The following is an 11,662-nucleotide window of genomic DNA, read 5'->3' as shown; positions in this document are numbered from 1 at the left end:
TGGAAACGTGGTTAATATGAACCCGTACCTAAAGAGTACCTCTAATTAATAACTAAAAATTTATTCCAGGAGATATTTTATGCAAATACAAAACAATAACTACAGAGGCTTAATACCACCGTACATTCTTCAAAATATTTATAATAATGACAATAAAAAGAAGAAAGTATTAATGACATTAAATCATACTAAGAGTTTAATGTTGGACAATGTTATTAACGAATCTTCCGATGATTCCGACGATGATGATAAAGTTACCAAAACAACTATACATCGTTCTATTCACGATGCAGAAAATAAACGCAAGTTGCCAGGAAAATTAGTACGAGATGAAGGAGATCCAGATAACGGAGATAAATCAGTTGATAATGCATATAGATATTTAGAAGCAACTTACAGTTTCTATAAAGAAATTTTTAATCGCAACTCATTAGATGATAAAGGAATGAAATTGATTGCCACCGTGCATTATGGCGAAGAATATATGAATGCATTCTGGGGCAACGGACAAATGGTATTTGGCGACGGAGATGGCAAAACCTTTAATGATTTTACAACCTCTGTCGATGTGATCGGCCATGAATTATCACATGGTGTTATTGAAAAAACAGCAGATTTGGTCTATTTCTTCCAGTCTGGCGCGTTGAATGAATCAATAGCAGATGTTTTTGGTACATTAGTAAAACAACATTATCTGAAACAAAAAGCTGAAGAAGCGGATTGGATTATAGGTAGTGAGTTACTGGGCAAAGACGTTAAAGGCGTAGGGATTCGTTCAATGAAAAACCCTGGCAGTGCATATGATGATGAAACTCTTGGTAAAGATCCACAGCCTGGTCATATGGACGATTATAAAGACTTGCCGATTTATCGAGACAATGGTGGTGTTCATATTAATTCGGGTATTCCTAATAAAGCCTTCTATAACCTGGCGATAAAATTAGGTGGATATGCCTGGGAAAGAGCAGGAAAAATATGGTACAACACATTGTTGGATAAAGATCTTGCACGTGATACTAACTTCTTATCCTTCGCTAAATTAACAATTAAACATGCTCGTGAGTTATTTGATGAGGATGTTGAAAAAGCAACGATTGATAGCTGGACAGAAGTGGGCGTTAAAGTGAAGGAAGATAAAGACGATAAGGGCGGCGACAAGGACAAAAATAAAGATAAAACTGAAGAGTAATCTATAAACATATCGCTGGTGTAACGCCAGCGATATTTTATTATTTGTAATACCTGACTAGTAAAAAAATATATCTAATAGAAGATACTAAAATTGTTAACGACGAATTTCACGCTATACTAAAGAGACCTGAAAAATAACCGTAAAAAACTGGTATATCATGAATAATAAAACGCTCAAACTTACAACTGATAGTAAAATCACAATTTCCCTACAAGGAGGATTTGCCGCTACACCTGGTCTTAACCAAGACAAAACAGTGAATTTAGAATCATTGTCTTCACACCAACAACTGTTATTTCTTCAAGCCATAGAACAAAACTTTTCCGATTCTATGCTATCAGCACCATATCCTGATCAAGATTATTATCTGCTCAGTATCGTCAATGGAAATGAAGAACACCACTTCACCCTTCCTGAGTCAGATGCACCAGAAATCATTACCCAGATATGGAACGCCGACAAAAAGGGTGGTTAATCACCACCCCTTTTCCTATTAGCACTAACGCTTTTTCAGATGCGCCATCAGACGTTTACGTTTACGCATTTGATTTGGTGTCAACGTATTACGTTTGTCAGCATAGGGATTCGCCCCTTCTTTAAATTGAATCCGAATGGGCGTCCCCATCACTTTTAGGGATCGGCGGAAATAGTTCATCAGATAACGCTTATAAGAATCAGGCAAATCGGTTACCTGATTACCGTGGATCACAACAATTGGCGGATTATAACCACCAGCATGAGCATATTTCATTTTCACCCTGCGACCACGGATCATCGGCGGTTGATGATCTTCTTCGGCCATATGCATGATACGAGTTAGCAGTGAAGTATTGACACGACGAGTGGCGCAATCATAAGCCTCAAGAATCGAGTCAAACAGATTCCCCACCCCACTACCATGTAAAGCAGAGATAAAATGTACTCTGGCAAAGTCAACAAAACCAAGACGATAATCCAGCATCTCTTTCACACGCTCTTTATCTTCCTGTGACATACCATCCCATTTATTGACCGCAATAACCAATGAGCGCCCGCTATTAAGAATAAAACCCAATAATGACAAATCTTGATCGGAAATGCCTTCTCGCGCATCGATCACCAGCAATACAACGTTAGCATCTTCAATCGCTTGAAGGGTTTTGATGACTGAAAATTTTTCAACCGTTTCAGTGATCTTACCCCGCTTACGTACCCCCGCAGTATCAATAAGGATATATTCACGGCCATCCCGCTCCATTGGAATATAAATGCTATCACGGGTAGTGCCTGGCATGTCGTAAACCACAACCCTTTCTTCACCCAAGATACGGTTAGTCAACGTAGACTTACCCACATTTGGCTTACCGACAATGGCTAATTTCAATGGCAGAGTTAATGGATCAAAATCCTCCTCCTCTTCTACCATCTCAATTTCATTCTGTTCCTGCTCTGCCCAATAAGCTGCGTTGGCCTCTTCCTCAGTCAACTCAACCACTTCTTCTTCACCTTTACCGGAGAAAGGCAACAATACTCGTTCGATAAGTTGAGTGACACCACGACCATGAGAAGCCGCGATAGAATAGATATCCCCCAATCCAAGGGAATAAAATTCAGCAATAGCGGTATCAATATCAACACCGTCGGTTTTATTCGCGACCAAAAAAGTAGCTTTTTCGCGCCCACGTAGATGTTTTGCTATCGCGTGGTCTGCTGGCATAAGCCCGGCACGAGCATCTACCATAAACAGAACAATATCGGCCTCTTCAATCGCCATCAAAGATTGAGCTGCCATATGGGTTTCCACACCATCTTCAGTGCCATCGATACCACCGGTATCAATGATGATAAACTCCTGTCCTTCAACCTCAGCTCGACCATATTTACGGTCGCGAGTCAGACCTGGAAAATCCGCTACCAGCGCATCTCTTGTACGGGTTAAACGGTTAAATAATGTGGACTTACCCACATTTGGGCGCCCTACCAGAGCGACGACAGGTATCATTTGTTGATGCCTCATGACTTAATTTGAAATTAGTACTCCGCTGTTCATCTAGTGTTAATCACAACAGAGCACTAAAAAGACGAAACGGCTCCTGTTCTCTCCAGGAGCCGTAGGACTATAACTATACCCGTTATCTTTCAAGTTGCCTCTTTGTTGGCTGCACTCGCTCACCCCGGTCACATAGTTCGCTATGCTCCCGGGGATTCACTCCCTTGCCGTCGCGATGCATCTCGAAATCCATAGGGTATAACGCTTTACTTTATTTCCGGTAAACAGGCAGTAAGCAAAACTCAACGGGTAAACAGATAAACCGTACCGTCTTTCGCCTGTACCATCAATTTATCACTGGCAACAACCGGACGACTCATTAAACCGGAACTATCAACTTTATGTTGAGCAACAAACTTACCGTCATCCATATTCAGCCAGTGCAGATAACCTTCACTGTCACCGACAACCAGATAGCCATTATACATTTCAGGCGCGGTTAAATTACGGTGTTGCAATTTTGTCTGAGTCCACAAAGTGACACCATCACTTTGACGCAGACCCATAACACGATCGTTTTGGTCAACAATATAGATATTATCACCATAAACAACCATCTCGTTCACTGAACCCAAATCGCGCTTCCAGAGGATCTGACCTGAACGCATATCAAGCGCCACCAGATTACCGTTATAAGCTATTGCATATATCACGCCATCAGAAATAACCGGTGTCGTATCAACATCATTAAGACGACCGATTTCTGTAGAACTGGTTACCTGAGAAATACGTTGTTGCCAAATCAACTGCCCTTGAGAAATCAAGACAGCGTTGACACGACCATTATCCCCCCCCACGATGGCAGCACCGTAAGCCGCGGCAGGCGCCGATTCACCACGCAATGATAATGATGGTGTATCCAAATTAACGGACCACTGCACCTTGCCATCTAACTCACTTAATGCCTGCAACATCCCATTACTGGTATGAATCAGCACCAGACCATCACTCACCACAGGACGCGACAACGCTTCACCGGCAACGTCAGATTGCCAGGCAACTTGGCCGTCTTTGGTATTCAATGCAATAACTTTGGCACGTTCAGTACCGACATATAGATGATCCCCAGCAACGGTCAGACCACCAGAGAGCAATGCTGGTATACGAGAAGAGAGCAAACCCGCTTTTTCCGCCAGATTCACCGACCATATCTCTTTACCACTATCAATGTCCAACGCCTTAACGATGCCATGACGATCAGCAACATAAACAGCGGAGCCCTGCCAAGTTGGCGTCAAGTGAGAATAATAACGGCCTACACCATCACCGACAGATTTATCCCAAACTTCGCTTGGGTTAAATTGATTTTCGACCTGTGGCAATGGTGACATCGTTACTGTGTCTTGCTCACTTGAACAACCGGCTAGCAGAACGGAAGCCACTAAACCAACCAAGAGTGTTTTACGCAGTTGCATTGAAAGAATTCCCCTTAGCTGGATAAGTTATTCAATTTAAGATTTAACATCGATTTGATCGCCTGTGGTGAATTTGAGCTCAAACCTTTGGTATACGCTGCGCGGGCACCGGCAATATCGCCTTTTTTCACCAGTGCATCACCGCGGATATCCTCCGCAACGGCAACCCAACCGGAACCTTTGACCTGTTCCAATGTTTTCAGCGCGGCATCCGCTTTATCTTCCGCCAATTGAACCCTGGCTAGGCGAATATTCACCAGAGCCTGCAAATCCTCATTTTTTACCTGACCGGTCGCCGCAGATAAAAATTGATCTGCTTTAGTTAATTCATTCTTTTCAACAGCAAGTTGAGCCAAATGCAGATGCGTCATCACGCCATAACTGTTATTCGTTTCACTGGCAAATTTTTCGGCAGCCGCATGACTCTCTTTTGTACTGGTAATTAATCCTTGATCTACTCGTTCAAAAGCTTCTGCACTTTCCTGCAACTGATTTGTCTGATGAGATTGCCAATAACGCCAGCCAATCAACGCCCCAGCACCCAACACCAGCCCAAAAACCAAGGCTTTACCATTATTGGCAAAAAAGCGACGAATCACGTCTACTTGTTCGTTTTCATTGGTATAGACTTCCACAGAGTCTCTCCTTAACCTAACAGTTCAACCAAACGAGCCGCAATTTCGCTTTGTGACAACGTTTGTTGTTCACCTGTACGTAAATCTTTAATGGCTACTTGACCAGAACGAACTTCATCCTCACCGAGAATCAGTGCAATTTTGGCGCCTTGTTTATCCGCACGCCCCAATTGCTTCTTAAAGTTCCCTCCCCCGTGGTTCATCATTAAACGCAATTGGGGCAACGTATCACGTACCTGTTCAGCCAAAATCAATGCCGCTTGCTGACTACCTTCGCCAAAAGAAGCGAGATAAACATCTGCAACTGCCCGCTCCGTGACAAATGCTGGATTAATTTCTTGCACCAGCAAAATCAGACGCTCCATCCCCATGGCAAAACCCACCGCAGGCGTTGGTCGGCCCCCCAGTTGCTCAACCAACCCATCGTACCGACCACCGGCACAGACCGTCCCTTGAGCCCCGAGTGCCGTTGTCACCCATTCAAATACTGTGCGGTTATAATAATCCAAGCCACGAACCAAACGCTGATTAATCCGATACTTGATACCCGCCCCATCAAGAAGTGCACACAGGCTATCAAAATGTTCCTTTGATTCGGCATCAAGATAATCAAACAGTTCCGGCGCATCATTAAGAAGTTGCTGAACCTCTGGATTTTTTGAATCCAGAACACGTAATGGATTGCTGTACATACGGCGTTTGCAATCTTCATCCAGCTTATCTTGGTGCTGCTCAAGAAAAGCCACCAACGCTTCGCGGTAATTAGCGCGTGCCGCCAACGAACCAATGGAATTCAGTTCAAGCGTCACATGCTCAAAAATACCGAGCTCACGCCACCAGCGAGCAGTCAATAAAATAAGTTCGGCATCAATATCAGGCCCCTGAAGACCAAAAACTTCAGCACCTAACTGATAAAATTGGCGGTAACGGCCTTTTTGTGGACGCTCATAACGGAACATTGGCCCTAAATACCATACGCGCTGTTCCTGATTGTACAGCAGACCATGTTCAATACCGGCACGCACACAACCTGCGGTATTTTCAGGGCGTAGGGTCACACTTTCACCATTGCGATCATCAAAGGTATACATCTCCTTTTCAACCACATCAGTGACTTCCCCAATAGCCCGTCTAAATAACGGGGTCTGCTCTACAATCGGTGTGCGGATCTCGCTATAACCATAACCCGCCAGTACTCGTTTCAAAATAGTTTCGATACGCTGCCAGATAACCGTATCTGCCGGCAAGTAGTCATTCATGCCTCGAATAGCTTGGATATTTTTTGCCACGTCTTATCTCTAGTTAATGATTCAAAAATGATGTTGATTATATACCCGTTATCTTTCAAGTTGCCTCTTTGTTGGCTGCACTCGGTCACATCGTTATCTATGCTCCCGGGGATTCACTCCCTTGCCGTCGCGATCCATCTTGAAATCCATAGGGTATAGAAGCGAATACCAACGAGCTTCAATTAACAAACAAAACAACGCTGGCTCATCATCACGATGATCCAGTATCAGATACATTATTTGTCCAGTTGACTTATGCTAATGCGCTTATTTTCATCGAGCATTGATGCTTTAGCACGGATCTTAGCCTCAAGCTGATCGATCATATCAGCATTATCAAGACGCACTTTCTGCCGTATCCCATCTTCATAAAAACCACTTTTCGTTCTGGCGCCGGTGACACCCAGAGTAGAAACCTCGGCCTCGCCGGGCCCGTTAACCACACAACCAATAATAGAAACATCCATCGGTGTGAGTAAATCTTCTAAACGCTGTTCCAAGGCATTCACTGTGCCAATAACATCAAATTCCTGCCGGGAACAAGTTGGACAAGCGATAAAGTTTATACCACGGGAACGAATACGTAATGCTTTCAGAATGTCGAAACCCACTTTAACTTCTTCGACAGGATCAGCCGCCAGAGAAATACGCAAGGTATCACCGATGCCTTCCGACAGGAGGATACCCAAACCAATAGCTGACTTTACAGAGCCTGCGCGTGCCCCTCCCGCTTCGGTAATACCAAGATGCAATGGCTGATCAATCTTCTGAGCTAACAAGCGATAAGCACCAACCGCCAGAAAGACATCCGACGCTTTTACACTGATTTTAAACTGGTCAAAATTAAGTCTGTCAAGAATATCCACATGGCGCATAGCCGATTCCACCAACGCTTCTGGGGTTGGCTCACCATATTTTTCTTGAAGATCCTTTTCCAATGATCCGCCATTTACACCAATGCGGATTGGGATATTTTTATCACGGGCAGAAGCCACAACCTCACGGATACGCGCTTCATTACCGATATTGCCAGGATTAATTCGCAGACAATCGACACCATACTCTGCAACTTTAAGCGCGATACGGTAATCAAAATGGATATCTGCAACCAAAGGAACACTCACTTGTTGCTTAATCAACTTAAATGCTTCCGCGGCGTCCATCGTTGGTATTGATACGCGAACAATATCAACCCCAACACGCTCAAGCGATTTAATCTGTTTAACAGTCGCTTCCACATCTGTAGTACGTGTATTTGTCATTGACTGCACCGAAATGGGTGCGCCATCCCCGACAGGCACATTGCCTACATAAATACGCGTAGATTTGCGTCTTTTTATCGGCGATTCATTATGCATACTGGTGTTTCTCCCATACTTCCATGTGTTCACTGATAAAACTACAACTATGCCCTACTGTAACAGGCCTTTTATTGTGCTGCCGGTACTTTAAGACGCGCGATACGACTCTCTTTAACAAAGCGGCTTAAATCGACAGCTTGCCCCCGGAACTGTACATCCACAACAGCCGGAGCACCGATAGTTAACTCATAAGGTAATGAGCCAGAGAGACTCAGATGGTCACCCTTATGTTTAGTTCCACTAAATAATTTTTTTCCTTTTGCATCAACAATTTGCAACCAACAGGATGCTTTAAAACTCATCATCAGATTATTACTGTCAGCGACTGCCGTTGAATTATTTTCAGACACACTTGGTACTTGAGCTGTCCCTTGATTAGCTGGCAACGGAGCCGTCTGAGTCCGTGGCCCGTTACCAGCTAATTGAGTTTCAGGTGTTTTCACCACTTGATTTTGCGTTGATGCCGCAGATTGAGCCACTTCCTGATGATGACTACTGGTATTATTCGCGGCCACGGTATTTTCGGCTAAAGCGGCAGATGCTGACGGCTCACTTGTTGCCTGATCGCGGGCCGGTAACTGTGCCACCTGATCGTGATTTTCAGTGGGTAAATCCTCTGAGCTGGCTTTTTTCTGAGCAATCTTAGCCGCGGAATGATCAGCCATCGAAATCAGTTCCTTCTGTTGGGCTATGTGGTTTTGCCACCACCATGCTCCCGTCAAACTAATTACGACTAAAATAATCAACCACGTAATCCACATCAACCAACTTTCGCGTTTTTTACGTTTTTTACCCAACGAAAAACTCTGCATCGGTGAAACTTTCGCTGTTTTTGCCGGGGTATGCTTATCCAAAATTGCCAGAATTTCTGCTTCTGGAATTTGTACCAACTTAGCATAAGAGCGGACATAACCACGCAGGAAAGTCGGTACCATAGTGGCTGGAATATTGTCCTCTTCAATATCACGGATAGTAGAAAGTTTTAAACACAAGCGATCAGCTACAGTCTGCTGGGTTAGCCCGTGTTGTTCACGAGCCTGACGCAGGAGCTGACCTGCGGTTAAATAAGCTTGTTCTGGAGTCGTTTCAGTATTCATTAGCAAGAAGACGCGGTACTGTTCAGGTTGTGAAAAACTTCGCGCCGACGCCTTGCTATAATCTTTAAATTACACAATGGCCTGCGCGGCGAAATAGATTTGCTATTTTACTAGCGGCAAATCACTGATAACAAACACGCCTGTCAGCATGGCTCCCAGTAAACAGAGTTTTGACTTCTTCATACTGCCCCTGCTCACAGAGAAAAACGCTGTAATGATACAATACCGTATCATTTCCTGGCGCGTACTGCATCGCCATTTTGTAACGTTGACGAGCAGCTTCCGGCTGACCCGAATATTGCTCATACAACGCCATACCTAATTGAGCCTGATAATGGTCTGGCTTTGCCAGTAAAACCTTATCAAAATGATATCTGGCGGCAGGTAAATTACCTTTAGCCAGATAGGCCATTCCCAGTTGAATCCGGGTTTCTGCTGCGACTTTTCGCTGTTGATTGCCATTTGTTAGTTGATTGGAACAGCCTGCCAACAACATAGCCAACAACATAACAACCACCACGGCAACAACCATCATTCCCGATAACGATTTCCTTATCATTCCATCCCCACCGATCAAAGATATGCCATTGTAACGATTATTTCACTTATGCATTTCAATTACTGCATGACAGGACATTCCCATTCAGACTGCTCTTATCCGAATAGGTTCACCGGCCTGATGTTTTTTCAATGTACGTTTGGTACGATCAATGACATCACCGGCAAGTTGACCACATGCGGCATCGATATCATCACCGCGAGTCTTGCGGACAATAGTGGTGAAACCATATCCCATCAACACCTTAGCAAAGCGATCAATCCGGCTGTTGGAACTGCGACCATAGGGTGCCCCCGGAAACGGGTTCCATGGAATCAGATTGATCTTACTCGGTGTCTCTTTCAAGCATTCAGCTAATTGATGAGCCTGTTCCACGCTGTCATTAATATGATCCAGCATGACATATTCCACGGTTACACGCCCCTGATTGGCATTAGATTTAGTCAAATAGCGGCGCACACTGGCAAGGAACTGCTCAATATTATATTTACGGTTGATAGGAACGATGTCATCCCGTACATCATCTGTTGGTGCATGCAGGGAAATGGCCAAAGCAACATCAATCATATCGCCAAGTTTATCCAGTGCCGGCACTACACCGGATGTGGATAACGTCACACGGCGCTTTGACAAACCGAAACCAAAATCATCCATCATGATTTCCATGGCAGGCACCACGTTATTTAGGTTAAGCAGCGGTTCTCCCATCCCCATCATCACCACATTGGTAATCGGGCGACGACCACTGGATTTCAGTGAACCAATAATTTTTGCGGCACGCCAAACCTGACCAATAATTTCAGAAACCCGCAAATTACGGTTAAACCCTTGCTGAGCAGTGGAACAAAATTTACACTCCAGTGCACAGCCTACCTGAGAAGAGACACACAAGGTCGCGCGATCATCTTCCGGGATATAAACCGTTTCAACCTGCTGATCGCCAACAGTGATCGCCCATTTAATCGTACCATCGGCCGAACGTTGCTCTTCTGCTACTTCAGGGGCACGGATCTCTGCAACTTGTTGCAATTTTGCTCGCAGAATTTTGTTAATATCTGTCATCTGCTCAAAATCGTCATAACAGTAATGATATATCCATTTCATCACTTGATCAGCACGGAATGGTTTCTCTCCCATATCAATGAAAAACTGGCGCATTTGCTTGCGATTCAGATCAAGCAGGTTAATTTTACCGCCTTTCTTTTCTGGAGTTTCAGACACGACAGAAGCAGCAAATTGGGCTGCAGTATTTGGTTGGGACATCTTCTTATATCGCCTCGTTGTAACACTTTCGGCTCTGCGTTAATGAACTCAACGCGAAGTTTCAATTCAGGTCACTATCAGTTTAGTATAGTAACAAATAATAAGCGCCCCGTTGAATTAACAACGGGGCGCCGCATTGTACAAACTTTAATGCAATGATGCTACGGGTAACGGCAAATCAATTAACGTGGGCAAATTTCGTCTTCTGTGAAGAAATACGCAATTTCACGGTTTGCAGATTCAACCGCATCAGAGCCGTGAACCGCGTTTTCAGTGAAGCTATCCGCGTAATCGGCGCGCAGAGTACCGGCTAATGCATTATCAGGATTAGTTGCCCCCATCAGGTCACGGTGACGCTGTACTGCATTCTCGCCTTCCAATACCTGAACCACAATCGGACCAGAAGTCATAAATTCCACCAAACCATCAAAAAAAGGACGGCCTTTGTGCTCCGCATAGAAGCCCTCAGCCTGTTCACGAGTCAGGTGAAGCATTTTGGCGGCAATAATTTTAAACCCGGCGCTTTCAAAACGAGCATAAATAGCCCCGATGGCATTTTTCTTCACAGCGTTAGGCTTAATAATAGAAAAAGTACGTTCAACCGTCATGGATAACCTCTTGGTTCTTCTGTCAGCAACTGATAATTTTAATTTTTCCCGATAAGCTAATCGGTTAATACCCATCCCGCCACCTTAGCGGGTATAAAAGAGGCGTTGATTATAGGGGCACGAATAGCGGTTGCCTACAGAAAACATAACATTCCATTAAATTTTTCTTAGCGAAAATTACCATTTTTTCGTACAAATCACACTTTTACCTGAA

Annotated in this window: 11 protein-coding genes; 2 read left to right on the top strand and 9 right to left on the bottom strand. The window is 44.2% G+C overall.

Annotated elements, in window-relative coordinates; translation table 11 throughout:
• Positions 1-79: 79 nt before the first annotated feature.
• Together prtS and SLS51_RS14965 are read left to right on the top strand one after the other, a co-directional pair.
• Positions 80-1,189: a metalloprotease PrtS gene (gene prtS, locus SLS51_RS14970; protein ID WP_323839504.1), complete on the top strand. Its 1,110-nt coding sequence runs from the start codon at positions 80-82 to the stop codon at positions 1,187-1,189.
• Positions 1,190-1,349: 160 nt separating this feature from the next.
• A complete protein-coding gene (locus SLS51_RS14965) occupies positions 1,350-1,667 on the top strand; it encodes a protealysin inhibitor emfourin (RefSeq protein ID WP_323839503.1) in 318 nt (105 codons plus the stop codon).
• A 24-nt stretch (positions 1,668-1,691) separates the two neighbouring features.
• Here SLS51_RS14965 and der read toward each other — a convergent pair whose 3' ends face one another.
• The 9 genes from der to ndk form a co-directional block, all read right to left on the bottom strand.
• Positions 1,692-3,173, bottom strand: coding sequence for a ribosome biogenesis GTPase Der (gene der, locus SLS51_RS14960; RefSeq protein WP_323839502.1), 1,482 nt, complete (start codon positions 3,171-3,173; stop codon positions 1,692-1,694).
• Between the two features lie 290 nt (positions 3,174-3,463).
• On the bottom strand, positions 3,464-4,636 hold the full coding sequence (gene bamB / locus SLS51_RS14955) for an outer membrane protein assembly factor BamB (protein ID WP_323839501.1): 1,173 nt from the start codon (positions 4,634-4,636) through the stop codon (positions 3,464-3,466).
• 14 nt (positions 4,637-4,650) lie between these two features.
• Positions 4,651-5,271 (bottom strand): YfgM family protein, encoded by a 621-nt coding sequence (locus tag SLS51_RS14950; RefSeq protein WP_323839500.1) that lies wholly within the window; start codon positions 5,269-5,271, stop codon positions 4,651-4,653.
• An 11-nt stretch (positions 5,272-5,282) separates the two neighbouring features.
• Positions 5,283-6,560: a histidine--tRNA ligase gene (gene hisS / locus SLS51_RS14945; protein ID WP_323839499.1), complete on the bottom strand. Its 1,278-nt coding sequence runs from the start codon at positions 6,558-6,560 to the stop codon at positions 5,283-5,285.
• A gap of 236 nt (positions 6,561-6,796) precedes the next feature.
• Entirely contained in the window at positions 6,797-7,918 is a 1,122-nt protein-coding gene (ispG, locus tag SLS51_RS14940) for a flavodoxin-dependent (E)-4-hydroxy-3-methylbut-2-enyl-diphosphate synthase (RefSeq protein WP_323839498.1), read from the bottom strand.
• Between the two features lie 71 nt (positions 7,919-7,989).
• Positions 7,990-9,018 carry a cytoskeleton protein RodZ gene (gene rodZ, locus SLS51_RS14935; RefSeq protein WP_323839497.1) on the bottom strand — a complete coding sequence of 343 codons (1,029 nt, stop codon included), beginning with the start codon at positions 9,016-9,018 and terminating at the stop codon, positions 7,990-7,992.
• Positions 9,019-9,139: 121 nt separating this feature from the next.
• A complete protein-coding gene (locus SLS51_RS14930) occupies positions 9,140-9,577 on the bottom strand; it encodes a tetratricopeptide repeat protein (protein ID WP_323839496.1) in 438 nt (145 codons plus the stop codon).
• 84 nt (positions 9,578-9,661) lie between these two features.
• Positions 9,662-10,840, bottom strand: a complete 1,179-nt coding sequence (gene rlmN / locus SLS51_RS14925; RefSeq protein ID WP_323839495.1) for a dual-specificity RNA methyltransferase RlmN — start codon at positions 10,838-10,840, stop codon at positions 9,662-9,664.
• A 182-nt stretch (positions 10,841-11,022) separates the two neighbouring features.
• Positions 11,023-11,448 (bottom strand): nucleoside-diphosphate kinase, encoded by a 426-nt coding sequence (ndk, locus tag SLS51_RS14920; RefSeq protein ID WP_011145680.1) that lies wholly within the window; start codon positions 11,446-11,448, stop codon positions 11,023-11,025.
• Between the last annotated feature and the right edge of the window lie 214 nt (positions 11,449-11,662).

This window comes from Photorhabdus africana (assembly GCF_035181445.1).
GTDB classification, from domain to species: Bacteria; Pseudomonadota; Gammaproteobacteria; order Enterobacterales; family Enterobacteriaceae; genus Photorhabdus; species Photorhabdus laumondii.
Note: the sequence above shows the minus strand (reverse complement) of the source record. Positions and strands in the feature narration are given on the sequence as shown.